Genomic DNA, 23,512 nt, shown 5'->3' with positions numbered 1-23,512 from the left:
ATGTATAAATCACCGCAATGGCTAACGGATAATGAATTTCAAAACAAAAAAACTAAAGTTGTAATCATTGGTGCTGGTGGTACTGGCTCTGAGTTAATAAGTCAAATTTTCAAAATTAATTACACATTAATGGAGTTAGGTAGTGCTGGCCTAGACGTAACGTTAATTGACGATGATGTAGTTAGTCCCACTAATTTAGGGAGACAGTCGTTCTACCATTTTGATCTCGGTTTTTCTAAAGCAAAGACACTGATTGAACGCTTTAATACGTTTGGTAACTTAACGTGGAAGTACGTAGTTGAACGTATTACGCCCGATAATATAAACAAGTATATTCCCAATAACTGTGTAGTTTTTACATGTGTTGATAATCCAATTGCGCGTGTTACCGTGGGTGAGTATTTAGAAAAGCGGCTACACAGCGAAGTTTTATGGATTGATGGTGGGAATAGCAGAGCTGATGGGCAAGTAGTGCTTGGTACGTATGAACAGAGAAAAGACCTACCATACCATCGCTTACCTTCTGTTTTTGACTTGTATGGGGAGCAGCTAAAAACACAGGAGTATATTGCAACCGAAAGTTGTTCGCATGTTGAAGCAATGAGATCACAAACGCTCGGTATAAATAATGCAATAGCATTACAAATGACGCAGCTCTTTTGGCAGTTAGTCCGTGAAGGTGAAATTACAGCGCATGGCGCTTTAGTTGATTTAAAATCTTTTACTGTTAATGCCTTGCCAATCGACCCTGAAATCTGGACAATGTTTGGCCTCACCGATAAGCGCACTTAATTTGGTGATGAAGGGAGCACACAATGAAAAGTTATAGTTTTATTTTCCTCTGTAAACAAAGTGGCAAAGATATTCGTAAAACAATTAATACTAAAGGGGAATGTGTTGGTTATGCTCTGGAACTGGCTGCAAAAGAGGCGGTTTCAAAGTTTGGTACACAAGAGATTTATTTAGAATCATTTTCACTCAGTAATTTTTAAACCCATTTCTGTAAAAGTTCTGCATCTTAATTTAGCCCATTCCCAATCAGTAGCGTGATTTTCTTATTCTGGCAAACTTAACTCATATTCAATCTAGTTAGGTTTGTCATTATGAAAATAGATACTTACCAAGAGCGCCTTGCTCGTATTAAAACTATTCCAGACTTACACAATGAAGTCGCTGACGCAAAGCGTACAAGCATGAAAGTTCGATTACATGCTAAGAGCCGCATACCGCTAGAACATCGTCACAGTACCGCCCTGTTGAAAATGTACCCTGAACTAAACGTGCTTTATACAAAAGCTAAATCGGTTGAACAGAAACTTCAAATTAATTTTCTACGCATTAAAGCTAATTTACGTGAAGGCGATATAAGCGACCCTATACCTAAAAATGCAATTTGCCACATTAGGCGTAAAGCGCGTAGCTATTTTCATGTTTTAGGCAAACTTCCTAGTGCAGTCACTTTTGAGGGTTGTGAATACAAAAGTAATTCGTTCATGGCTTTTGTAAGCGACATTTCAACCACCAGCTATCAATAGAGAGTTACCCCATGCTTGCCATTAAAACACCAAAAGAAATGAAAATATCACTCCTGCAATTGTCTAATATCTTACTGCATAGAGACTTTATAAAGTTGCTCTTGAACAATAACCATCGCTTTGAGCAATTCCCTTTCGTGAGTGAGCTGGTGGAACGCGAGTCATTAAATACGCTGGCAGAATTAAAGGTAGTGGCCAAAAGCGTAAGTGAACGCAGTGAATTTAGAAAAGCGGTATCGTTAAGTGATAAAGATTACATTATCAGCATAATCACTCAAGCATCGGCAGCTATCAATACACTCGCTGATTCAATGTGTCCAGACCCAGTAACAAAGCAATTATCTTCTTTTTCAGTACGCAAAGATGAAACATTTTTAGAAAAAGCGACTCAGTTCTTTGGTGCTGACTTTGGGTTGAGTGTGAGTTCTTCAATCAGTATTAGCACAAGTGGGTATGAGGCAAGAGACAACTACAATGTACCTTCACTCTATTACTTTATAGGCTCTTATTTAAAGCTTAGGCATACAACTAGCTATATAACACATAGCCCCATTGCGGAAGGTTTAATAAATCATGTATTACTTCGAGGGCGTGATTACATGCTTAATGGCCATCCTGCAGATCTCTTTGCTCATGATGTTTCAAATATTACGACCGCTAAAGTAAATGGCCTACAGGGTATTTACTTGCATGATGATGCGCTTATTACGAAAGCCTCTATCGAGGGCACAACAAAGCCAGAAGGTAACTACTCAACCTATTATGATTTCTCTGAGCTAAGTCAAACTCGTTTTGAGTTGGTGGGATAAATTTACAGAGGGTGTTTTGACCCTCTCTATTTTTTTCACTTTCCCTCAATAAAGGTAAAACTAAGTTTAATTATTTTGTACTTCGAGAGAGAAACGAATGAGTATTTTAAATTACATATATAGATTTTTAAGATTTTTTATTGCTGCAACCTGCTTTACGATCATCTTAACAGCGTCAATTATGTTTATTTGGTTATCTATCCTCCCCCCAGTTCATATTGAAACAGATGCTAATGTCGCTATCAACGAAACTCAGTATGTTTTTGCTGTATTTAAAGAGAGCGTTAAATATGCATTATTGCTTATTAGCCTTTATTTCATAGCAGAACGCTGTCTATTGAATGCAGAAATGAAATCAGCCTCATTCCAGAATTATAAAAAGGCCAGAGGGTAAATCTAGCTTAGTAGCCAGAAATGTAAATGATGCTTTAATAACCAAATACACCAACAAACTTTATAGAGATTTTTATTATGTTCAATCAAACGCTAGTTCTAGGTAATTTATTCCAAGACCCGATTCTTCGTTATACAACGCAAGGTACAGCTATCGTTAATATTCGTATCGGTACAAATACATATTACAAAAGCGATGGTGAGAATAAGAAAAAAACTGAAAGCCATGATGTTTTTTTCACAGGTACAGTGGCAGAAAATATAAATACATACCTTAAAAAAGGGAGTTTGGTGTTTGTACTCGGTGAGCAAAGCACTTCTATTGAGAATAATTCAGTGAAAGGTAAAATTTATCATAAAAATATTAAAGGCCACACTATCAAGTTTTTAGATGGTAAAAAGAAAGACCATGCTTATACCGATAACAATGCAAACGAACTTGACGATCAACACCAAGATAATAAACCTGCACCCACTACTCATAACGAATATCAACAGAAAAGCGCGGGAGTTCAGCAGCAAGAACCACACAAGAGCGCCCCAAGACCTAGCAATCAATATCAGGCAATGCATGCTGAAGGCTTTGCACCTGACTCAGATTTTGAGTAAAACCATCAAAGAGTGCCACTGAGCACTCTTTTTTCATTCTTATATCTAATACCTACCGGCGACCCGAATTTAGCCCTGAATCTTTCCCTTACTAGTTTACCCCCCAATAATATATTGGCGAACAAGGGTTATTTATAAAGAGAATAATTTCCCTTGTTCTTGTGTTGAAATACTCATTTTACACATTGAATTAAAAGGAATGTTGTGTAAAATGAAGATCTGCTCTAAGGGTTTGAGCAGAAAAAACTTTTAGTTTTGGTGTCGCGCCAGTTTTGAATTGGTTACTCTCCACTGGTGCGCCATTTCCCCATTTATTCTAAATCAAATATCAAACATTTAAATTTACACACCCCTTTTTAGGCATCTCTATTTTTTAACTTCCTAGATTAAAAACGTTTTAATACGCTTATACATCTCATAAGCGGAATAAATAATGTTAAAGAAGTTAATTTACACGAGCCTACTGGCTGCAATCTCATTTAGCGCACTGAGTATTGAGCAAAACGAAATCATAGACCTACAGCAAAAAGCCAATGTGGGTGATACTTCAGCCCAACTTTTACTTGGCCAGTTAATGCTAACAAAGCAAGTGAATGTCGCAGGTGATTTAACCGAAAAAGGGTCGGAATTAATACTACGCGCAGCTAGATCAGGTAATCCAAAAGCACAATTCATGGTGGGCGTGTTGTATGAAAAAGGTGTTCTCGGTCAGGTAGACTTAGAGAAAGCCTATATCGCTTACCAAGATGCGGCTAATAATGGGTATGTAAAGTCGTTAGTTAACATGGCCTATATTAAAGAACAGCAAAATGACTTGATTGAAGCTCGAAATTTGTATTCTCAAGCGGGTGAAAAAGGGGATGCACTTGGCTACCTAAATCTATACATTTTAGAAAAGCGTGAAGGGAAAACAAAACAAGCTGAAAAAGCGCTTATCGCAGCCGCTCAAGCGGGAAATGATACCGCGCAATACATCTATGCCTCAGAGTTATTAAAACTTGATACAGAACAACCGTTGAATGATGCCTCTCCTGCTATTTTGTGGCTTAAAGTCGCTGCCAAACATGGTAATACAGACGCAATGACTGATTTAGTATCACTCTATGACAGAGGAACATTCATCAGTGCAGATCACCCTTTCATAGAATCAATTCTGAATAAGTTACATTCAGAGGGCGACAATAACGCATCGTTCACCCTGGCAAAGTATTACATCAATTATTACAAGTCGTACAGCAAGGCGTGGCCACTACTAACACAGGCTATTTCAAATGATGTAGATGGAGCGTTACCTTACAAAAACTTGATACTTGATTCAAAAAAAGTAATAACGACCGAAAAAGATATTTATGTAGCATCAATCGCGCAGGAAAACGACCTTCCTCCAGTCCTAGTTAAAAGCGGTGCTCGTTTCAATGTTGTAGATGAACTTCAAAACGGCAGTGTTTTTGTTGTTGAAGATGAACTAAGTGTTTATGGCTTTGCAGAGCAATCTTTATTAAATGCTGCGCGAGTCAATGAAGATATTCGACCAATGGCCATTCCTGCCCCTGTTGCAATTGAAACTGACTTGATTGATATAAAGTCACAGAGTGAAACTGAAACCAGTGAAAATGATGCTTTAGAGTTACAGAGTAACATTGAAATTGATGAAGAGGTTAAAGCTCAGCCAATGGATCGAAATATTCAAAAGGTCGTTGCAGTTATTAATCGACCTGTTAACTTTAGAGAGAATGCACACCCACAAAGCAATGTTATCGGAAGTTTAGATGCTGGTGATGAGGTTGCTTTAATTGGTTTGGATGATTGGGGTTGGGCGCAGGTGGTGCATGATGGCACTGCTGGTTTTGTTATGTCACGAGCCCTTGATTATGACGACTAAATTTCAGTGCACGCTATTATACACTTTCAGCCAGTATCGTTGTTTTACAATTGAGGAAGCGAATCACACATTCACTTCCTGATTATTAAATTAAAATTATTCTGCAACAACGAGTTACCAGCAATTATTACAAGAGAATTAGAATGGAAAAAGTACAGAGTAAAGTTGAGAGCTTAATAGCTCAACCAATCAAAGAATCGTTCCAAAGTAATAGAAGCGCTAATATAGGTTTTGCATGTTCTAATGGTGTTCAGGTACAAATAGCTAGACCTACTTCATGTGAGTGCTGTGGCGAACCAGTTAATGTTTTTAATGTCCGTGATGCACACCATCCAGTTGATAATAAAAGCTCTATCTTTCACCGGGTAATATATTGTTCTAGGACAGATGCTTATCATCAAGATATATACATCGTTTTTAGTTACCTATTGGGTGCTAAGCTGCACTACTTAAATAAAAACAATGAATTAAGTTTACCATTAATGTCTTTTTCACTGCCGATAGGCAAAGCAATTACCTTTAATGCTTTAAGAGGCCTAAACGCGCTGAAGCGTAAGTTAGAGTTTAATAGCTAACATCTACCATTAAATGTAATCAAATGCGCTGTTCAGCGCATTTTTTTTGCCTATCTCGATACTCTGCTTTCATTGACTAATATCAGTACATTAATGTGTATGTTCTTGCCTGGTATTCTTTTCCGGCAGTTTCAAAACCAAGATTACGCTCTATTCTAATTTATAACTCAATAAGCTTGTCAACATAGATCAGTGAACCAAATAGTATTTCGGCTATAGGTAACCGAATACTTATCAGAAACCCTTTCAGTAACTGTTTTCCAATCAGTAGCTCAAATATCGAATATTGATACTATTATTTCATCAACTCACGACAGGCATTTAAGACAATGGAATCACTTTTCAACAAACGTTTACTTGAGGCACAAAAGCAACTTGGTTTAACTAAAGGATCTAGCCAAGAATTAATCAAATCAATTAAAGCAAAGTCTGAACGCTTTACTAAACCAACAGTTCACTAGGAGAGCTCTATGATTATTTTCGTCGTAATTTTAATGGGTGTGTTTTTCTTGATTACTACTAGCTCATCAATGTTTTCTGATACCGCTACTGATGAGCAAATGCGTGAGGTTGGTGTGCTGTTACCCAATCAAAATAAGAGTGTTAATTCTGACGATGACGATGACGATGACGATTTTTTGTTAGAGTTTGATGGCACTTTACCTCCAGATTATTATTCAGATCCAAATAATCTAGTAGTGATGTCTATAAATGATAGTGAAGAATTTTAATAGTTAAATTAGATGCTGGGCTTAAAAGCCAGCTCTAATAAATTTATTTAAGTATGTGTGTTAAAAAATACCCCAATTAATTGTTCTAAAAATAATAGCACTCAACTTTAGTATCATTAAGAAATAATTAAACTCGTATTTATGGGTTGGTTTCGTCTGAAATTAGGTGTTTTTTGATAGATCATTGATGGCTGGGTAGCCGTGTGCTTTCATCTAGTGAATTATTGGTGACTTTCTTTAAGTAGTGTTATTAACAGCTCGTAGTAAGGGGGGGAGGCTTTCTCAATATAGGGATGTTCTTGCTTTATGTTTTCCTCTAATTCATAAATTTTAAACGCAGGCACATTAAATTGTACAACTAACCGGTTAAACACCTGTTGTGGATTTGCCCCTGGTTTTTGTTCGCTCCCAACTTCCTTTTGTTTCTTTTTAATTAGCGACGTTACCTTTTCTTTCATCTCGCGTATATCGTCAGGAACATTGAATTCATTTTTAAGACGAGCCTTAAATGTTTTTAAGCTATGGCTGTCGTGTTCTTGTATGGCCGCATTACTTTGCGCGCGTAAATGCTCCATTCTATTTGATTTATTTACATCAAATCCATTTTTAATATCGTGCTTATTTTGTGAGTGTATTAGCTTCTTAACTGTTTTTTTATTGATACCAAGTGATGCAAATAACTCTGGGGTGATGAAGATACGCATACTTTGATAGCGCTTTAGTTTAACGCTGTAATTCTGTTGTAACATGACCAGCCCTGCAGCTGCTAAATCCTTTAATGCATTAATTACAGGGTTGTAGTTTTCACGACCATGGCGGTATTTGGCTGTTGGCTCTGATATGTGAAGTTGATTAACCATTTTGGCCAAAGCTTTAATGGACATTTTAATTTCAAACAGGGAGTTAGAATAGGGTTTGTATGAGGCACAGTAAACTAACGCCTTCATCGTTTCGCGAAGGGTTTGCTCTCTTTCTATTCGCATACGGTTAGTTCGCGCCGCTAGTGCGATGGTACTGAAACCAAGATTTAGCATGCCACCAGCGTATCGCGCTTTGTTTAAGAACGTATTAAGTTTGAAATCATGCATTTCAATACGAGCAATAAGCAGCTTAGCAATTGGATTTTTAGCTTTAAAATCGAAATGCGGAGTCAAATGCCTATGCACAGAGCGACCTGTTATTACAGTGTCGCTCATGGTCTGATGCTACGATCAGATAGAGTAGTTTTCATAAAAAACACTTATAACTTAAATTTTAGCCAAAAAAGCCCTTGACCTTATTTTTATGTAGTTATAAGCTTGTCCTAAGTTACGTGGGACTTACCAGTTGGCGCTGGTTGCTTACAACATTACATAAATATAAAACCTTCCTAGAACCGACTTTATGTCGGTTTTTGTTTTTCTATTGCTTAGCAATGTTACTTTATTGTTAGTTTTTCGTTGTGCTTAGCCTTATCTATATGTTAATTATTCAATTATTTATCGAATTTCGATCAAAGGATACTTCGCTTAAATAGTTAGATCAAGATAATTCACAAATGATGATCACTTTTTTATGCTTATTTGTACCCTTTTCTAATCAGTAGCCTAAAAACTCGAAATACGTATTATGTCTCTCAAGGGTTAGGCCGAGTATCCAACACTACTCTCCGTTGGGTATTTGGCCTTTTTAAATCTACCTTTGAAGCGCTTCTAACTCCTTTATCATTCTGTCCGTTTCCTTCTTTGCCTGCTCGATTATTTCATCTCGAAACTTAACTATATTTATACCTTTATCTTTAGCCATCGCGTTTATATCGCTTACGCGCAGGTCTTTAAATTGCTTGTCTGTTGGCGCAGTTATTGTTTGATTACTATCAATAATTAATACTCCCTCATCCTCCATCATTTTAATTAATAGCGCGAATGCCTCCATTGACTCCGCTTGTGTGTTTCCATCACGCATAAACTTATCAATTAATCGCTTACCATTTAATGCGATCACTTGAGATGATTTTTTACTTACTTGTTGCTGCAGCTGTGCTATTTGCTTTGTCTGTTGGTAAGTTTTAACGCTTACCAACAATAAAATAGCAAGGCTGGTGGCTAAAATTAGTTTTGTTAAATAACCGGCCATTATTTTTGGTCCTTAATATCATCTTGGTTCAATTGTAAGGTCATTCCCTTCTGAACTAAGAAATCTACTTCAATACCTGCTGGAATCTCTATAACAGGCCACATAGCCTCAGCAATTGCTAAGTAATATGAAGCTACACGTTCCATGGCGCTACTTGCACCTTCCATTATTCCTGCTCCAGCGTACTGGTTCAGGTTTTGGCTTTGCCATACGGTTGATGCAGAAAGCTCAGTATTAATCGAAGGTACTTGCTGCGGCGCAGCAGCACTTGCAAAACCTGATAAAAAGCCTGCTTTTATAGAGTTGCCTATTGCTTTACCACTTCGCTCGATTACCGTACCACGTATACCTGTTAAACCATCTGAACTAGACACAGCATAAGCCGTTAATGATTTTTCAATGGCTTGGCCATCATTGGTAATACATGAAATTGCTTCTGCACGGATTTCAACGCGTTCGCTTGCTAGGTTACCAATACCTGCACCAAGGACCATGCACTCACGTATATCCAGTGAGAAAAAGTTAGGCATAATCGCTTCTCGTTTTACACGAAGTAAAATAGGGATAGGTGTATCTTGTGAACCTACTTTTGTTGGCGCCGCAACACCATTTATTAACGTGCCCGATAATATTGAGCCCATTGCTAATGTAAATTCCCCTTTATCACCTTTTGCTGATGGGTTTCTTTCGTCATTATTTTTAGCAATTTGCCCTTCACGACTATCGTCTACATTTTGATTGTCATTCGTTAAACGCTGAACTTTAATATCACTAATGGTTACTTCACCAGAGCGCTGCACTTCACGTATACTGCGTTGAGTAATTGTTCTAATAACGTTGCCTTTAATTTGGGGTGATTGCGTTATTATCTCAGTTTGTGGCCTATATAGTACATTTTGGTTTTGCTGATCTGCTTGGTAACTGACTGGCTCACCTTGTACTTGAAACTGTTTGCTAGGCAACTTAGTGCTTATATCAATTGGTTTTGTGTTCGTAGCGCTCTTCCTTTTTAGCTCAAACATCTCATTTTGCATTTGCTGCATTGAAAGTTTCAATTGTTCAAGGTTTTCAGCGTCTTTATTGTATTTAGCCTCCATTTCGCGCTCTTTATCGGCTAAACGAACTTTCATTTCATCAACAATACCTTCTGCTTCTTGTTGGTCCATTGTACCCAATGTGTCAGATAGGCCCAAAATTGATGTTACAGACTGACTTTCAACCTGCTGTTCACTCATAGTGTCATCTGTAAAAAGTGAACCCCCAACAAACCAAAGAATAACCAGAAATATGATTCCTAGAATGCCCTTGCGTAACCATGGGTTGTCTTCAATATAGGTTTTTAGCTTTTCCTGAATCATTCACCTGCCCCCATTGTTAAGCGTGGTCTAGTCTGACCATATGACTCCGCGCTTGCCTTTTTCAGTTTACGAATAATATAAATCTCTGTTTCTTCCCCTGGTTGTAAGTAAGACTTTGGATATAGCGCAACCGATGTAACCCCATCGTTTAGACACATTTCTTCACGTACTTGGTAAACACGATCGCTATCATTGTGCACAAGAACTACATCAATAAAGTCCTGGCTTCCACTTAATCGTTGACCCGCTTCATGATATATAGCTATACGACACGGATGCTTAAGATAATTTGGTATATCGTTCGTTATTGAGTATCCAGATGGGGTCTTACCTTGCGCTATCGGTTTCAAGATAGAAACAATACTTTTTTGATAACTTGATGAACGCAGTACCGGTGCGTTTTGCGCTTCAAGAGTCGCTTTATCAATTTTTTTCTGTTTTTCCATTTCGTTAAAATGATTCAGCGCTTTTAACGTCATCTCAGCTGGCATATCTATATCAATATCTACCATGGCTGGTGGTGAAGCCATTGGTACTAATACGATGGAGATTTCAGATTCAATAACACCGTCTTCAGATAGTAATAAACTAATTGGTTGCATTGTTCTCAACGTCACATACAAGTGGCCGTCCTCAACCTCAAGTAAAGCTTGCTCTGAGTTAGCACTTGTTTTTACAGATAAACTTCTAAAGTTAGTTCGTATGGCATTACTAAATCCCTGCCCGACTGGAATTACTATGTTTCTTCCCGGCTTTAGGTTGTAAGATTGTTCGGGTTTAAAGCTTTGTTTCACTTTTTGTAAGAAATCAGGTTCATTACTACTCTTACTTACAGGAGTGTTTGACGCTGATCTATTAGTTTCGTTAGGTACAAAGCTATTAGTTGCAGCGCGCAACTCAGCGGCCCCGTTATAAGCTGGTTGACCCGCCGGTGTTGCATTCATTGGTTTTCTACCAAAGTTTGTTTGTATTGGTATGTCTAACCCTTCATCTTGTGCATAGACTGCCGGCATTAAGCTCAGTGATAAACAGATAGATGCTGTTATTTTATTTATTAATTTCATTTTCATTCCTTAATCGTCACTTATGACTTTTTTAAGCTCAGCAGTTAACATTGGGTTTTCTTCAACCAGATATTCAACATCACGGTTCTTTGGCAGACCTTTGTATGAGTTAAAGTGTGTAATAGCAGCGCGTTCAGAGAAAGGTTTAATTCTGAACTCATACGTCCATCTTTGAGGTAAATTGATATTATTGGCAGTGGCTTTTAGTTTGATAGTTCTGTCACCCCAGATCCAAACCAAGTCCTTTACAGGGTCATAAATAGCGTCTTTGATAACAAAGGTTTGCTCTGCATCTCTTGCTATTAAAATCTGAACCTCTTTTTTTAGAGAGGGTAATATTTGCTGCCGTAAGTAAGGTGAAAGCATGCTATCCAGTTGATTCAATACAAAATCAGCATTGTCCTTCGATAAATTCCCTGCTATCGACGCTGCCGCAACTGCCCATCGTAATTTATATTCTTTATTAGCCACATTACCCGCAACGACTAAAGGCTGTGTGAAATTAGGAGGGGTGGCGATTACTTCTGTATCTTTAAAAGCCAATGCGCAAGCTAATACCCCTGCAATGGCAAGTAGACCGTATTTAATTATTGTATCTTTAGTTTGATTTGTTTGAATCTCGCTAACGGATTTTAAAACTTTGCTTTCACTTCTTTTCATCTAATGAGTTCCTATTGAAAATATTCACGACTATATGGGTCAGGTATATATTTACTTTTTTTCAAAAATGGCAAAGCGCCATGCCACCATAGGAAGTGAAGGATAAAACCTCTTGAGTAACGTTCTTCGGTGTATTTCAGTGTAAAAAACCAAATTAAACCAAAAGTAAGTAGTTCCATTGGTTTGTTGATCAATATGCCAAATCCAAAACACATGATGGGCATAAGCACATAATGCATTGGCCATAATATGAGAGTAAGTGGCTCATTAATGCGTTTTGGCATTCTGTATTGAAAAGGATTATCTGACATTTGTTTGTCCTTCATTAAAATCTATTCGCTATTATTTACCGTTAACAGACGAATGCATAAAATTAGAGAGGGTGTATTTGATACCTCTAATTATTTAGATCAAAAAAAAAGGCTCAAAATGAGCCTTTTTTCTAGGAGGGAAACTAAGTGTGTTATTAAAGGCCTGGGATACCAGCGGTAAAGATTAAATCTAATACTGAACCAGCATTTACCATTAATACTGCACCAAGGAATGCACCAGCAGCCATAGTGTAGTTTTGTTGAGTGATGTTATAAACAGAGTAACCAAATGCTAATAGCGAAATAGTCTTACCCGGAATACCTTTTATCCAACCATCAAACGTTGTATATATCGAGTTCCATTCGGTACCACTACCTGCAGCAAGTGCTAGTGATGAAAACACTACACATACTATAGCTAGTGCTAATAGAAGGTATTTAGTTTTTTTAGATGTCTCAACGTTATTCATGTTGTCGATGTTTGCAATTGCTATACTCATGGTTATCTCCGATTAATGAGTTGTTTTAATTCAAAGTGATTATTCACTGTAATTCATTCATTTTAAAATTTTAGAGCGTACTAAAATGGCCCCTCTAAGCTATGCTAATTTTAAAGGAGCACATTAATGTGTTCCTAGTCCTTCTCAGCAAAATCATTATTACCTTTAACTTGGCTTATTTTAAATTTTACAGAGGGTTAAAATCGCACCTCTAAGGTATACATTTATAAAATTCCACCTATTAGGCGACTAATGCTGAAACCTTGAGCACTAACTGACTTAGCATCTTTAGTCTCTGTCATCTCCATTAATTCATTTTCAACTTCTATTGTGCTACTTATCCCATCTATAAAGCCTTTTGACTTAGCATCCTCACCAAGCCACACCATTCCATTAAACAGTTCAGGATCGTTTGCAAGTTTGTCTTTTCTCGCATCAAGCACAGATGAAACGAAATTGGTGTGCATTGGCATCATTAACGAATCTTTCAATAGCTGTTCATCTTCAACTTTCAGTTTTTTAAATGGATCAATGATTACCTTTTTACCCACGGAAGTTAAAATTTGTTTTTTAACTCCCAATTTCTCAGCTAAACCCGTTAAATCCCATGAATCAATTCGCACACCAATAGAGCCAACCATCGAACTTTTGTGGGCATATATTTTATCTGCAGGCGATATAGCTTGGTAACACGCTGAGGCACAAATGGCTTGAATGCTTACATAGAGCAGCTTTCGTTCAGTTACCGGTTTATCTGTGTAACTTTTTATAAATGAATAAGCCGTTTCTCCCTGTACGGGCGAACCACCACCAGAATTAACAATTAGCATTATTGCACTCGCCCTTTCGTCTTTATCCGCGCGTTGTATTTCTTTCGCTAAATTGTAGCCAGAGCCGCCACCAGCATCAGTCATCTCACCCTCAAGCATTATTTGCGATACATACTTAGGCTTATTTATTTCTAATGTCTCTGTCTTCCAGTTTATTAATATGGCCGTTAAGAAGCCTCCAAATATAATGAATGTTTTAAAAACCTGTGAAAATGAATAAGCCTTAGCTACTGGTCCTAACTTAGATTCAACTGTTGAAGTTAACTCTGATATGGCCTGTGTTAAATTTTCAGGTTGAACTTTAACTTGCTTAACTTTTTTTCTTTTAAGTTTTCTTAGTAAATTTGTAATCATTTTAACTTGTACCTTTATGGAAATTACGGATTATTCCTGAAATCAATAAGGCAATGCCTATCAAATAAATAAATGGAAAATAGGGCAACACTCCGCCTACAAAATTCGGAGCTAACATAAAAAATGTAAATAAGCAGAATGAAACCCAAATGATTTTTATATATAAACGCACCAAATTAGGTTTAGCCCCACCAAATCTATATGCGTTTGCTTTGTGTCTGTTCACAGACCCGTAAATTAAAGCTAAACAAAGTGGAAGTGACACAAACAACCAATACTTAAACATCATTATTCGCAAAGCGATCTGATACGCTAGTATCTGCCCGTTTATTGCTAATCTTTCTTGGAACGTACTACCTATGACACCATCCCATTCCGTGTCCTTTTCAGGCATTAACTTTGATAAAAACCATTTGTATAGCCCACTCCCATTTACCCATTTATCTTGTAAAAAGAGGGTTTCGTTATGCAATACGTTCCAATCATTCTCTGAAATCGCACCTTTAATCTGATATGACTCTTGCAGTACATTCGATTTGTATTCGTCTGGTTCAGTTAATAACAGCATGAGTAACATGGCTGCTACAGAAAGTGAGGACAGCAGTAATAATATTTCTAAACGCGTATGCTTACTTGTAATTGCAGTCTTCATACTGCATCCCCCCAAAATACTGCCAGCCTTTTGCCTGTGGCCGGCACTCCCCAAATACTTAAATCAATGCGATTGAATACCAATAGATTGAAAATTAAATATAGTTTTTTATTCGTCTCTTTCGTTGGCGTATGCAATGTTATTAAATTGTCCTTTGGGTGTTTATTTGACCAAGCACGCAAGCTTTCTTTGGTCCAATCCCACACCTCATTTTCACATTGAATTTTCATGCAACATAATTGAGTTAATTGATTTGAAATATATTCACAAAAAACCAAATACGCAGCCGATTGTCCTTGTATCTCAGCCTTGGCGTAATATGCGCTCAATGATGTTGTAATGATGGATATGTAAGTAGGTGCGCCACTATTGAATATATCAATGTTGCCCATGTACTCTTTTACTTTGTTGCATATTTTTACTACTGCCGGGTTGATGGTATCTATCATCGACAATTGTATTTTAATATTTGACTCACCAATTGAATCAACCAATTGCGCTTTCTCTGTCAGAGATTTATTTTTAACTGCATGCATGAATTTTAAAATTGATTCAGCGTCAAAGAATTTATTTAAAATGAGTAGCCCTACTTCATCTTTACGCAGGTACTCTAACTTTACGTTAAGTTCAGTCGTTGAAATTGACTCAAAGTTATTGTTTTCAATCCACGAATATAAACTTTCATTCGTAAAATCCCACGTTAATGAGGCTGACAATCGCTGGCCTTTTGGCCTGCCCGACACTTTTGCGTAAATGATTGGGTATAAGTTTTCTGATACTGCCAGAATTAGAGTTTCAACTTTTGTATTTTCAAGATTGTCTATAACGCCGTTCATAATTAGGCTAAATACGTGTTCTTTGTATATCTTGTTTTGTAAACCAACATACAGCGCAAGGTTTCTTGCCAATTTCAATAATGCTTCGTTATCACTGCATAACTTTAAAAACTTATCCTGATTTTTTTCACTTAGTCGTGCTCGTATCTCATTCTTAGATGATTGCTTTTCAATGTCATTCAGTGAAAGCCATGTTTTTTCAGCTGTTAAACCATTAAAGTTTTCAATTCGCCACTTTTCTATAACCATTTGGCTCGCTCCTCTGGGCAGCTGTTAATTACAATAGGTAACCTCATTTTAAGTTTACGGCCATCTGCTAACCGTGCTATGTATTGAAGTTTTGGTAAATCGCCCATTAAGCCCATTGGAAATGAATCATCCATCTCTTTAGCTGAACGCTCACCATGCATTGAGTTGAAGGCAAATATACTTTCGCTACTTGATGCACCAGATGAACTTTGATTTTGAACTTTTGTAATTGCTGTCTTTGAAAATTGCGCAGCAACATACTCTTGGGTCTTTGGATCAGTTGTTCTAAAAGAAATGAAGTTATTACATAATCCTAAAACCCTGTTTGCTGTAGGCTCATCTGTTTTAGCTGCAATATCGCTGATTGTTTGTGTAGCAAGGTAAAGCTCGATTGATGATGCACGACCAACAGCAAGGAGGTTTAATAAGCTGTCATTATTTTCAAGTGCGGCATGTGCTTCATCTAAGAAAACAGCAACTCGTGATGCTTTCTTGTCGTTATTGTTATAACGGCGACCAGACACGGCGGCAATCTCAGCCATAATCAAACGCGCTAAAAAACCTGCCGTTTTATTATCAGTCATTGAATCTAAACTTATATACAGACACCCCCCTTTTTCCATGAGGTTATCTAAATCTACTATTCTTCGTTTATCTTCACTTTCGGGATCATCAATAGGGGAAAACAAATCATCCATTGGCTTTGACGTTAACGCCGTTAATACAGGGCGTAACGATGTGATCATCTTTATAAAATGCTCAGAAGGGTGTTCTATTAATTGAATAATACCCAATATAGCCGCGTTCTCATGCGACTCGCTTAAACGAGCTTTATAGTATTCACTCATTACTTGCCAAGCTTCTACACCTTTTTTAAGGTACTCAGCCATATTCAGCTTTGTTTCGTACTCCGGCCCTAGTGTCCTTTCGTAAAACACACGTAACACTTTTTCACAGAACGGTATTTTCCCTGAAGACAACGCTTTTTGGATGGATGTTAAGCGAATAGGTGTGCCAATGTACTCCATGCCTGCAGCCACAAATGTTATTTGTTCATAGGCGAAATCTTCAAAGGTTTTGCTGCCCCCTGAAGTACCCATTAGTGGTGCCACTCTGTCAGCAATTTCTGAGACGCGTACAAAGTTCTTTAGTAACGGTATACGACAAGAGTCACTTTGTGCAGCTGGATGCACACTGAAAAACCTATCGCCATAGCCTAAGTGCTCCATTTCCTGCTTGATAGACTCTTTCCAGTCAGTGTCGTTTTTTGGGTCGATAACGACGATTACTTTGCTGTTATTTTTTGTTTTGTCGCCTTGTTTGATCTTGTTTTGTTGTCCATTTATATTGAAGCGAGCTGAACTTTCTTTAGCACCCATATGTATAGCGTTTAGGCTAAGCAAGCGTAATAGAGTTGTTTTGCCTGTACCTATATTTCCTGATATGAGTGTGTGCCCGAAATATGTATCTTCCACAACTTTTATTTCTGTCTCATCGCCTACGGCATGGATAAAGGGTTTTCCACCAAGCTCTTCAGTTTCATGCTGAAATTCGTCTGTTGCTTTACGTAGAAAAAATGGCAGCTTTATATCCGTTAGTTTAGAGTCCATATTCATAACTTGATAAATACGATTGGCATGTTCAGAACCCCATTCGAACCCATACCCCATAAAGTTATGTCTAGGGTCAACAAATTTATCATTCGTTATTCTTGGTTCAAGCGAGTTGATTTCTCGTAATTTTTTACAATCCATAAACTCTTTTCTATTGAGTTTTAGTTTTAACTGACGCTCAATTAATGGTTTTGCTTTCATAGCATACAAATAACTTCCACCAGCTAGTATGCCAGCAATACCAAATGAAACGGTTGCTCCTGGTTGAAATGCACCTAAAGTCATAAACGGAGTTGTTATGGCACCAATGCCATAAGCTATTGCTGTGTTTACTTCATAGATAGGTCGAAATAGAAACTCAACGTATCGTCCATCTGTTCTATTGTACTTGCTACTCACTGAACACCTCTGTATTTGATACATCTTGTATGTGGACTTGTATGGAAAAGGAACTCATGTCGTTAATTTTTACGTCATGTTTATAGCGCGCTTTCATTGATTGGATTAGTTTGCTTATTCGTATCCCCTTTATAAAAGATGGGTTTGAATCGCTAACTAACGCTACTTCTTTTAATATAATGTCTATGTGTTCTGGACCACCAGACACCTTAATTTTGTGAGCTAGCAAGATTTCGCCAAGACTTCCTTTGATGCTTGTTGTTGTGAATTCAAACTCTGTTGGGTCGGTTGAAGGCAAACTAGATTTATCTTTACCGGCAGTATCTTTTTCCTTAATAGTCATACTCTTTGCTTTAGATGAATTGGCATTAAAACTTTTTTTGGTTTCTGAACTTCTTTTAACAGCGCCAGTTAACGAGGACTGACCTAAAGGTGTTAGTTCAAAGCAAACGACAGACTTCGCTTTTTGACGCCGAACAAGTGTTGCAAGGGATGAGCTACCTAGTTTTTGCCTTATAAAACCTTTGCTTAATAGCTCTTGCCCAGCTTCGATTTGATTAGTGTTGTGAGCTTCAACGTACTTGTTTACGTCTACGTACCATTTATTATTGATTTGCAAAACATAGTCGTGGGATCTAGGCTTTTCTATCTCCAAAGCTGGTGGTATTGCCCGTTCAGTTTTTTTCGCAGGTGAAGTCTGTTCAGTTTTTTCCGCAGGTGAAGTCTGTTCAGTTTGTACTACAGAGGTATCGGTGTCGTTCTCAAATAGAATTGGTGTAACATTCGCCTTCTCCGGTTTTTTAGGCTTTGCCATTTTCTTCTTTTTGGCCGTGACCTGATTTTCCCCCCCGGTATTTACTTCACCTTTAGGCGCAACTGTTTTTTCTGTTTTGGCGGTATTGGTTTTTTCCTTCACATCGTTTACAGCAGTGTTAATTGAAACGGTTTGTTTAGTCGTGCTAATGTTAACTTTGTCATGTAATTCGTTCGTACTTTCAATTACCGTCTCTTTTTCTTCGCTAAGCGCTGCAGTGTCAAAGCTTAGCTCTGTAAAGCTTCCATCTTCTTTCGTAATGAAATATTTGTTTGATCCACTTAGGTAAAGCAAACCTTCTAAGTTTGGGTGCACTGGGTCAGAATCATATATCCACTCGCGATACACCACTTTGATCAACTCAATCCAACTAATGCTGATTGTTTCGTCAATGATGTTGATCACATCTTGTTCAGTGAACTTGCCTATAGCAAATAGCGCAAAGCGATTTTCTTTATCGAATGGCTCTACTATTCTGAAGTCTTCCATCATTCCTAATAGTGACTTGGTATCATTTGGCAGAGCATCGAAGTGGTTAGCGCGTGCAGCTTTGAGGATTCCATCAAACGCTGATTGCCAACGAATAAAAACACAATCTCCAATTACAAAAGCATGACTTTTTTCGGTATTAAAATTCCATTTACTTTTAAGACTTCGCATCGTATCAACAATAGACATCATTCTGGATTTTTTTAAGGTACCAAAAGCCGAAGTTGCCATTGTTTTGACATCTTTAGCCGTTGACACTGAATCTCCAAAACGAATTGCAGTGGCAAGGTATCCATTGATATGAGCATATCCGTTGAGTGCAGAGGTTAGATTGCTATATAAATCATCTGGGGAGTCCATAATGAACTCTAATCCCTCTCCTTTTAATATGTGAGGTAACAGAGTTGCACCTGAAGATACGTGTTCCCTGTGTACACGAGAAGCCCTAAAATGGACAAAATATCGTTCGACTTTATTGCGGGTAGCCCATTCAATTAAAGTTTCAATTTGTGGTATCCAAGGCTTAATTGGTTTCCCCCAACTCGCGATTGGTACACTTATATTTTTTTCATCATCAAAAATTGTATACGCACTCACCTGCATATCTGTCAAAATTTTACCTGTATCATGTAAAAGCGCCCCAACCCACGCTGCATACATGTAACGGACACGACGTTGTGCATCTAAGTCCACTTTGCCCACGGTCGGAGGCAATTGATTGTCTGCCTTACGTAAAGCGATTAAAGCTGCATCTAGCGAGTGCCGAAATAATCCACCTGGTTGTGAATGGTGGTGGTATTCAGATGCAGGAAGCATGTGAACATATTCGGCCAACTTGCGAATTACACTCAAATAACGCGCGCCAAAAAGATTAACACCATCCTCAGTGGTTCTATGAAACCCAATATCTACGTGTTGCTCAAGCGCTATAATTTGGTCCTTATAGCGCTTTAAAATGGCATCTACACAAAAAACACTCAGACCATTTACTTTGGGTGGGTAAAATTGAGCTTCAGCATCGTGTACCGGCCTGTTATAAATATCCAGATAAATTTCTCCACTTACATTGGTCTGTAGGTGGATGGGCTTAGGTTTATCGTTAAGCACTTCTACGTCACCGGAAACCGGCTTGGTAGAAGTGGATATACCAAATAGCATTTTCATGGTGGATACAAATGACATTAGGCTACCTTGCTTTCACTATCTTCATTTTTAGCTTTAACAATTAATACTAATTGCTCTTCTGTCAGTATTGTTTTTGCTACCTCATAAGGAATGTCACACAGCGAAAGCATGTTAAATTGTGGATCACGTAAAAACTCCAAATAGTAACGCGGATTAAATTGGCCACCTTCACGTTTACCCGGCGAAGTCACTTTCATTATTCTGTCAGTAACACCAGTAACAATTGCTGCTGCCTGTTTGCAAGCTTGCTCATACTCAAGATCATCTAAAGCACCAAACATAAATAATTTTTCAATTGCGTTTAACTCTTTGTCCACGGCAACAATTAACTGAGTAATTGTGAGTCCTACTGGGTGCGAAACTTCAAATTGCATGGCATAGTTGTCTGGTGTATTAATTATAAAGTCACCCATAACCGGTAAACTTTTCTCACGCTCTACACGTTGCTCATGAAGTGTGTCCAACTGAGCTTGAGCAAGATTTAAATTAATATCTCTATGCCACTCACTTATTCTTGTGTACGCAACGCTTGAGGTTTTTGCCATGCGTAGAATTGCGGCTAAGCGCTCGAATGCATTTAAAATTTTATGCTCGTTAAGCTTTAAATATGAGTGAGTGTGGTCTGTTTCATAGTTAATCGTGGTCGTGATTGTTTTCATTTTACCAGCATGCTTTGTTGTGGCTCTTTGCGCCTGGTTATTCTTTACATGTTCAGCCGATATTGAATTTTCAGTTTTATTCTGCATTTTGGATCTCCTTAGTTTCTAAAGTTTTTGTGTTGTTTAGTAGCTTTAAACTTTGATGAATCATATTTATAAGTGTGATAATTGGCTCTGCTTCAATTAGAAATTCATCAATTAATTTAACTTCCCAGCTTTCAGCGTTTTTTACTAATTGGAATCGACTTGTGGTGCCATCTTTATTCCGCTTGAGTTCTTTTGCGTAGCGAAGCGTCTGCTTATTGCTTTTAGCAACATTCAGCCTTGCCCAACTATTTTCGTAAATTCGCCACCTGAGTGTTACTCGGTTGTGGTTTTTGGTTTTGTATATGCGAATGCTCGGTGCAACCTTGCCGACTTTATCGGTTCGGTCTGGATTAGCGGCTTGACTTATGATTTGTCTATTCATGTCTCGCCAAGCACACCAATACCCATCCACTAACGAATCAAGCTTTAAAGCTAGGTCGTCCTTTTTATCAGTTAAATACTGCCGTACTTCAAATGCATCTTGGTTCATTTTTTTAAACTCTTGTTTCTGTCTTGTTGTTATTTTCGCGTAATTATCTGTAAGAGAAAAAAAATACAGAGGGTATAAATGCATGTTGTAAATTTCGAGCACCTTCCGGTGAGGTTTTCTTTTACTATTGATGCCCTAAAATCTAATTGAGGGCAGTTTTCTCAAACTGCCCCTAAACGGGCGGTTTTGCAAAAGCTGCCCCCAATTAATTAAGGGGATAATTAAGTTTTAGAGGTTTGTTTATTTCGTGTTTTATTTGGTAAGTTAAGATTGATTAGGCAAATGCCCGCAATGGGCGTTTTGAGTGAGGTCTTAATTAATTGAGGGCGCATTTAATTATTTTTATTAGTTTAATTTAATATTCTGCCCTAAAAATGGGCGCAAAAAATATCTCTCCCTATTAATTGAGGGCGGTTTCTTTTCTTTTTGCTGATTTATTATTTTGTAAACTTTTATTTTAAGAAGCATGAAATTTAGCGTATTTCCTCTAAATAAATAGAGTTGCGCCATTGGGGGTAGGTTTTGGGGGAATGCACTATTAATTGAGGGTAGTTTTAATTAATTTATATCTTTGAGACTAGTGGTAATGCCCTAAAAATGGGCGTAAAAAAAATCGCACCCTATTAATTGAGGGCGGTTTTAGACTTTAGATTTTTATGGTTCTAAATTATTGAGGCGTAATAGTCTTAGTTTTATATTATAAATATGCGAGTTTTTTATCGTTCAGCATCTCAATCATAATGCTGGCTATACCAATAAAGCAGAAATGAGGCTCACTTTGTTAGAGCGTTAATGCATTTAATAAGATGGAAATATTAAACGAGTAGCGCTGTTCATAAATAAAAGCAGCATGAGAACTATATGTTGTTTACTTATCGTTAATCCCTACGTATTGCCATGTTGCGCCGTTTTTGTGCCGTTTTTTTGCCACCTACCGGTAAACAACCGACCTACCCAATATAATAAATAATATAGTGCCATATTGTGCCGCTTTAGTGCCGTTTTCATACCACTTGCCTATAAGCGATTGACATCTCCAATACCATAAACTGCGCATTTCCATATTACGCCGCTTTCATGCCGGTTTTATGCCCATTTTGTTCTGTGGCTTTGGTATTGACTGTGTTTTTAGTTTTCGCTCACTCAAAATAGCTAATTAGTTCCATAATTAAAGCTTAGAGGTGTCATTTTGGGGTGCTCTAATATTTAAAGCTTTTAATTACTGGGTGTATTCTCTGCCTGAACAATAAATATAGGAGTGTAGAGAATGGCTAAGAAGATAGTGAGAGCTGCTGAGGTTGGGTTCGGAACAGTAAGTTTTACTGTGTCGGGTGACGATAAGCCAGTGATAAAAACGTTTAGCTCTTCTGTTGGGCGAATTAATGAGAGCCGAATTGGGCAAGCCGATATGGGGATTGGTAAGCGTGAAACGGTAGAAGTAGATATTGATGGCGACATTTTTGAAGTTGGGCCGGATGCTTATTTAAGTGCTCAAGATTCTGATGATGTTTTAAGTGATCATTATGTTGGTTCCAAACAATATAAAGCATTATTAAAAGGCAGTCTTTCTCTAATGCATGATCGTGTTATTGATTTGCTTGTTGTTGGCCTACCAGTTAATCATTGGTCCAAAAAAAATGAGCTTATAAAGCTAACTGAAGGTGTGCATGATTTCAAAGGCGGTAAGCAACGAATAGTTAAAAAGACTATGGTGTTGCCACAACCTGTTGCTGGATTAGTCTCTTATGCGACAAGTCTACCTAAACAAGAGTTTGAAAAAAACTTTAAAACAGCAAACGTTGTTTGTATCGATGCCGGATACTTAACACTAGATGTATGTACATCTCGTGGACTAACGCCAATAGAAAAAAGAAGTGGTGCAACTGAGAACGGCTTTTCAACTGTGTTGAATGAGATAATACCGACCCTATCAAAAGCTTTTTCATTAACTAACAACCTATCAAGGCGCTTAGTGGATGATGCTTTCTGGAAAAAAAATGGAAAGCTAAAGGTTAGAGGTTACGAATACCCATTTCCAATTTGCAAAAAAGAAGATAATGATCTTGGTATTGAATATGACGTAACGGGGAATATAAATAGTTCTACAAGTACGGCTGCAAACTATGTAAGAAATATTGTAGGTAGCGGTGATGACATTGATTATTTTGTTTTATTTGGTGGACCTATTAAAACGTTTGAACCTGCTATTAGAGCGCAATACCCACATCACAAAATGATTGTACTAGAAAATAATTTAACTACCGTTGTTGAGGGGTTGTTCTACGCAGGCAAACAAGTCGTTAGAGGTTAACC

At 37.7% G+C, this 23,512-nt stretch carries 25 protein-coding genes; 11 read left to right on the top strand and 14 right to left on the bottom strand.

Translation table 11 applies throughout. The annotated features are described in order from the left end of the window. From I6E85_RS11400 to I6E85_RS11360, 10 genes are all read left to right on the top strand, one after another. Entirely contained in the window at nt 1–792 is a 792-nt protein-coding gene (locus I6E85_RS11400) for a PRTRC system ThiF family protein (RefSeq protein ID WP_024591248.1), read from the top strand. Nucleotides 793–815: 23 nt separating this feature from the next. Next, nucleotides 816–992 (top strand): hypothetical protein, encoded by a 177-nt coding sequence (locus I6E85_RS11395; RefSeq protein ID WP_155945835.1) that lies wholly within the window; start codon nt 816–818, stop codon nt 990–992. 111 nt (nt 993–1,103) lie between these two features. Then, nucleotides 1,104–1,535 (top strand): hypothetical protein, encoded by a 432-nt coding sequence (locus tag I6E85_RS11390; protein ID WP_024591247.1) that lies wholly within the window; start codon nt 1,104–1,106, stop codon nt 1,533–1,535. Between the two features lie 11 nt (nt 1,536–1,546). After that, entirely contained in the window at nt 1,547–2,344 is a 798-nt protein-coding gene (locus I6E85_RS11385) for a hypothetical protein (RefSeq protein ID WP_024608182.1), read from the top strand. A 97-nt stretch (nt 2,345–2,441) separates the two neighbouring features. Next, complete coding sequence (locus I6E85_RS11380) at nt 2,442–2,738, top strand: hypothetical protein (RefSeq protein ID WP_139016103.1); 297 nt, start codon at nt 2,442–2,444, stop codon at nt 2,736–2,738. A gap of 77 nt (nt 2,739–2,815) precedes the next feature. Continuing rightward, nucleotides 2,816–3,346 carry a single-stranded DNA-binding protein gene (locus tag I6E85_RS11375; protein ID WP_024591244.1) on the top strand — a complete coding sequence of 177 codons (531 nt, stop codon included), beginning with the start codon at nt 2,816–2,818 and terminating at the stop codon, nt 3,344–3,346. A gap of 433 nt (nt 3,347–3,779) precedes the next feature. Beyond that, nucleotides 3,780–5,228: a hypothetical protein gene (locus I6E85_RS11370; RefSeq protein WP_024591243.1), complete on the top strand. Its 1,449-nt coding sequence runs from the start codon at nt 3,780–3,782 to the stop codon at nt 5,226–5,228. Between the two features lie 143 nt (nt 5,229–5,371). Next, on the top strand, nt 5,372–5,803 hold the full coding sequence (locus I6E85_RS11365; RefSeq protein WP_024591242.1) for a hypothetical protein: 432 nt from the start codon (nt 5,372–5,374) through the stop codon (nt 5,801–5,803). Nucleotides 5,804–6,132: 329 nt separating this feature from the next. Continuing rightward, nucleotides 6,133–6,264 (top strand): hypothetical protein, encoded by a 132-nt coding sequence (locus I6E85_RS21160; RefSeq protein WP_259398326.1) that lies wholly within the window; start codon nt 6,133–6,135, stop codon nt 6,262–6,264. A 9-nt stretch (nt 6,265–6,273) separates the two neighbouring features. Continuing rightward, nucleotides 6,274–6,534: a hypothetical protein gene (locus I6E85_RS11360; RefSeq protein ID WP_197236970.1), complete on the top strand. Its 261-nt coding sequence runs from the start codon at nt 6,274–6,276 to the stop codon at nt 6,532–6,534. A gap of 221 nt (nt 6,535–6,755) precedes the next feature. Here the strand turns inward: I6E85_RS11360 and I6E85_RS11355 are convergent, their stop codons facing one another. The 14 genes from I6E85_RS11355 to I6E85_RS11290 all read right to left on the bottom strand — a co-directional run bounded on the left by I6E85_RS11355 (nt 6,756) and on the right by I6E85_RS11290 (nt 21,199). After that, nucleotides 6,756–7,730, bottom strand: coding sequence for a hypothetical protein (locus I6E85_RS11355; protein WP_024591240.1), 975 nt, complete (start codon nt 7,728–7,730; stop codon nt 6,756–6,758). Between the two features lie 478 nt (nt 7,731–8,208). Beyond that, nucleotides 8,209–8,649 carry a hypothetical protein gene (locus I6E85_RS11350; protein WP_024591239.1) on the bottom strand — a complete coding sequence of 147 codons (441 nt, stop codon included), beginning with the start codon at nt 8,647–8,649 and terminating at the stop codon, nt 8,209–8,211. Continuing rightward, nucleotides 8,649–9,884: a TraB/VirB10 family protein gene (locus I6E85_RS11345; RefSeq protein ID WP_196812474.1), complete on the bottom strand. Its 1,236-nt coding sequence runs from the start codon at nt 9,882–9,884 to the stop codon at nt 8,649–8,651. The genes I6E85_RS11350 and I6E85_RS11345 overlap by 1 nt, the downstream gene beginning before the upstream one ends. A gap of 119 nt (nt 9,885–10,003) precedes the next feature. Then, the gene (locus I6E85_RS11340) at nt 10,004–11,071 is read right to left on the bottom strand and encodes a type-F conjugative transfer system secretin TraK (RefSeq protein ID WP_024591237.1); all 1,068 of its coding nucleotides are present in this window, start codon (nt 11,069–11,071) and stop codon (nt 10,004–10,006) included. A gap of 9 nt (nt 11,072–11,080) precedes the next feature. Continuing rightward, nucleotides 11,081–11,731, bottom strand: a complete 651-nt coding sequence (locus tag I6E85_RS11335) for a TraE/TraK family type IV conjugative transfer system protein (protein ID WP_024591236.1) — start codon at nt 11,729–11,731, stop codon at nt 11,081–11,083. 11 nt (nt 11,732–11,742) lie between these two features. Next, nucleotides 11,743–12,042: a type IV conjugative transfer system protein TraL gene (traL, locus tag I6E85_RS11330; protein ID WP_024595919.1), complete on the bottom strand. Its 300-nt coding sequence runs from the start codon at nt 12,040–12,042 to the stop codon at nt 11,743–11,745. 155 nt (nt 12,043–12,197) lie between these two features. Beyond that, entirely contained in the window at nt 12,198–12,542 is a 345-nt protein-coding gene (locus tag I6E85_RS11325; protein WP_024591234.1) for a hypothetical protein, read from the bottom strand. A gap of 224 nt (nt 12,543–12,766) precedes the next feature. Next, the gene (locus I6E85_RS11320) at nt 12,767–13,726 is read right to left on the bottom strand and encodes a S49 family peptidase (protein WP_024591233.1); all 960 of its coding nucleotides are present in this window, start codon (nt 13,724–13,726) and stop codon (nt 12,767–12,769) included. Nucleotide 13,727: 1 nt separating this feature from the next. Continuing rightward, on the bottom strand, nt 13,728–14,378 hold the full coding sequence (locus I6E85_RS11315; RefSeq protein WP_024591232.1) for a DUF4400 domain-containing protein: 651 nt from the start codon (nt 14,376–14,378) through the stop codon (nt 13,728–13,730). Further along, complete coding sequence (locus I6E85_RS11310; protein WP_024591231.1) at nt 14,375–15,463, bottom strand: hypothetical protein; 1,089 nt, start codon at nt 15,461–15,463, stop codon at nt 14,375–14,377. Before I6E85_RS11310 ends, I6E85_RS11315 begins: the two co-directional genes overlap by 4 nt. Then, on the bottom strand, nt 15,454–17,475 hold the full coding sequence (traD, locus tag I6E85_RS11305; RefSeq protein ID WP_024591230.1) for a conjugative transfer system coupling protein TraD: 2,022 nt from the start codon (nt 17,473–17,475) through the stop codon (nt 15,454–15,456). The genes I6E85_RS11310 and traD overlap by 10 nt, the downstream gene beginning before the upstream one ends. Further along, on the bottom strand, nt 17,468–19,960 hold the full coding sequence (mobH, locus tag I6E85_RS11300; RefSeq protein WP_024591229.1) for a MobH family relaxase: 2,493 nt from the start codon (nt 19,958–19,960) through the stop codon (nt 17,468–17,470). The genes traD and mobH overlap by 8 nt, the downstream gene beginning before the upstream one ends. Beyond that, the gene (locus I6E85_RS11295; protein ID WP_024591228.1) at nt 19,960–20,709 is read right to left on the bottom strand and encodes a hypothetical protein; all 750 of its coding nucleotides are present in this window, start codon (nt 20,707–20,709) and stop codon (nt 19,960–19,962) included. The genes mobH and I6E85_RS11295 overlap by 1 nt, the downstream gene beginning before the upstream one ends. Further along, complete coding sequence (locus I6E85_RS11290) at nt 20,699–21,199, bottom strand: conjugative transfer protein MobI(A/C) (RefSeq protein ID WP_139016105.1); 501 nt, start codon at nt 21,197–21,199, stop codon at nt 20,699–20,701. Before I6E85_RS11290 ends, I6E85_RS11295 begins: the two co-directional genes overlap by 11 nt. Before the next feature lie 1,267 nt (nt 21,200–22,466). On the opposite strand from I6E85_RS11290, the gene I6E85_RS11285 reads away from it, so the two are divergent. Then, on the top strand, nt 22,467–23,510 hold the full coding sequence (locus I6E85_RS11285) for a ParM/StbA family protein (protein WP_024591226.1): 1,044 nt from the start codon (nt 22,467–22,469) through the stop codon (nt 23,508–23,510). Nucleotides 23,511–23,512: the final 2 nt, after the last annotated feature.

The sequence above is a fragment of the Pseudoalteromonas sp. NZS71 genome (assembly GCF_015864715.1).
Taxonomy (GTDB): domain Bacteria; phylum Pseudomonadota; class Gammaproteobacteria; order Enterobacterales; family Alteromonadaceae; genus Pseudoalteromonas; species Pseudoalteromonas arctica.
Note: the sequence above shows the minus strand (reverse complement) of the source record. Positions and strands in the feature narration are given on the sequence as shown.

What these genes read in the sequence shown, in the direction of transcription:
- I6E85_RS11400 (WP_024591248.1), top strand. Translation starts at nt 1, where the DNA reads ATGTATAAATCACCGCAATGGCTAACGGATAATGAATTTCAAAACAAA.
- I6E85_RS11395 (WP_155945835.1), top strand. Translation starts at nt 816, where the DNA reads ATGAAAAGTTATAGTTTTATTTTCCTCTGTAAACAAAGTGGCAAAGAT.
- I6E85_RS11390 (WP_024591247.1), top strand. Translation starts at nt 1,104, where the DNA reads ATGAAAATAGATACTTACCAAGAGCGCCTTGCTCGTATTAAAACTATT.
- I6E85_RS11385 (WP_024608182.1), top strand. Translation starts at nt 1,547, where the DNA reads ATGCTTGCCATTAAAACACCAAAAGAAATGAAAATATCACTCCTGCAA.
- I6E85_RS11380 (WP_139016103.1), top strand. Translation starts at nt 2,442, where the DNA reads ATGAGTATTTTAAATTACATATATAGATTTTTAAGATTTTTTATTGCT.
- I6E85_RS11375 (WP_024591244.1), top strand. Translation starts at nt 2,816, where the DNA reads ATGTTCAATCAAACGCTAGTTCTAGGTAATTTATTCCAAGACCCGATT.
- I6E85_RS11370 (WP_024591243.1), top strand. Translation starts at nt 3,780, where the DNA reads ATGTTAAAGAAGTTAATTTACACGAGCCTACTGGCTGCAATCTCATTT.
- I6E85_RS11365 (WP_024591242.1), top strand. Translation starts at nt 5,372, where the DNA reads ATGGAAAAAGTACAGAGTAAAGTTGAGAGCTTAATAGCTCAACCAATC.
- I6E85_RS21160 (WP_259398326.1), top strand. Translation starts at nt 6,133, where the DNA reads ATGGAATCACTTTTCAACAAACGTTTACTTGAGGCACAAAAGCAACTT.
- I6E85_RS11360 (WP_197236970.1), top strand. Translation starts at nt 6,274, where the DNA reads ATGATTATTTTCGTCGTAATTTTAATGGGTGTGTTTTTCTTGATTACT.
- I6E85_RS11355 (WP_024591240.1), bottom strand. Translation starts at nt 7,730, where the DNA reads ATGAGCGACACTGTAATAACAGGTCGCTCTGTGCATAGGCATTTGACT.
- I6E85_RS11350 (WP_024591239.1), bottom strand. Translation starts at nt 8,649, where the DNA reads ATGGCCGGTTATTTAACAAAACTAATTTTAGCCACCAGCCTTGCTATT.
- I6E85_RS11345 (WP_196812474.1), bottom strand. Translation starts at nt 9,884, where the DNA reads ATGAGTGAACAGCAGGTTGAAAGTCAGTCTGTAACATCAATTTTGGGC.
- I6E85_RS11340 (WP_024591237.1), bottom strand. Translation starts at nt 11,071, where the DNA reads ATGAAATTAATAAATAAAATAACAGCATCTATCTGTTTATCACTGAGC.
- I6E85_RS11335 (WP_024591236.1), bottom strand. Translation starts at nt 11,731, where the DNA reads ATGAAAAGAAGTGAAAGCAAAGTTTTAAAATCCGTTAGCGAGATTCAA.
- traL (WP_024595919.1), bottom strand. Translation starts at nt 12,042, where the DNA reads ATGTCAGATAATCCTTTTCAATACAGAATGCCAAAACGCATTAATGAG.
- I6E85_RS11325 (WP_024591234.1), bottom strand. Translation starts at nt 12,542, where the DNA reads ATGAGTATAGCAATTGCAAACATCGACAACATGAATAACGTTGAGACA.
- I6E85_RS11320 (WP_024591233.1), bottom strand. Translation starts at nt 13,726, where the DNA reads ATGATTACAAATTTACTAAGAAAACTTAAAAGAAAAAAAGTTAAGCAA.
- I6E85_RS11315 (WP_024591232.1), bottom strand. Translation starts at nt 14,378, where the DNA reads ATGAAGACTGCAATTACAAGTAAGCATACGCGTTTAGAAATATTATTA.
- I6E85_RS11310 (WP_024591231.1), bottom strand. Translation starts at nt 15,463, where the DNA reads ATGGTTATAGAAAAGTGGCGAATTGAAAACTTTAATGGTTTAACAGCT.
- mobH (WP_024591229.1), bottom strand. Translation starts at nt 19,960, where the DNA reads ATGTCATTTGTATCCACCATGAAAATGCTATTTGGTATATCCACTTCT.
- I6E85_RS11295 (WP_024591228.1), bottom strand. Translation starts at nt 20,709, where the DNA reads ATGCAGAATAAAACTGAAAATTCAATATCGGCTGAACATGTAAAGAAT.
- I6E85_RS11290 (WP_139016105.1), bottom strand. Translation starts at nt 21,199, where the DNA reads ATGAACCAAGATGCATTTGAAGTACGGCAGTATTTAACTGATAAAAAG.
- I6E85_RS11285 (WP_024591226.1), top strand. Translation starts at nt 22,467, where the DNA reads ATGGCTAAGAAGATAGTGAGAGCTGCTGAGGTTGGGTTCGGAACAGTA.